Consider the following 404-nt stretch of genomic DNA (forward strand, 5'->3'; position numbering starts at 1 on the left):
GTTGATCAGTTCGATCTTGTCGGCGGTGGACACCGATTGCTTTTCGTTCTGAAGGCCGTCACGCGGGCCGACCTCGACGATGCGGACGTAGTCGCTCATGCAGCCACCTCGCCGATGGGGCGATGGCAGACCGCTTCGATGTTGTTGCCGTCCGGGTCGAGCACGAAGGCGGCGTAGTAATCCGGGTGGTACCACGGGCGCAGGCCCGGCGCGCCGTTGTCGCGGCCACCGGCGGCGAGGGCGGCGGCGTGGAAGGCGTCCACCTGCGCGCGGCTGGCGCAGGCGAAGGCCACGTGCACGCCGTGGCTGGCGGTGCCGCCATTGCCGAGCCAGAAGAACGGCTTGCCGTCGCTGCCGAAGCCGATGTGGTCGTGGTCGCCGGTCTGTTCGGCGCTCACTTCCAT

The 404-nt window shown here is 68.6% G+C and carries 1 protein-coding gene; it reads right to left on the reverse strand.

Going from position 1 to position 404, the window contains the following annotated elements; genetic code table 11:
* Nucleotides 1–95: 95 nt before the first annotated feature.
* On the reverse strand, nt 96–404 hold a 309-nt coding region (locus tag GVL04_RS24280; RefSeq protein ID WP_159709181.1), incomplete at its 5' end, for a VOC family protein.

It is taken from the genome of Arthrobacter sp. 18067 (assembly GCF_902706295.1).
Classification (GTDB): domain Bacteria; phylum Actinomycetota; class Actinomycetes; order Actinomycetales; family Micrococcaceae; genus Arthrobacter.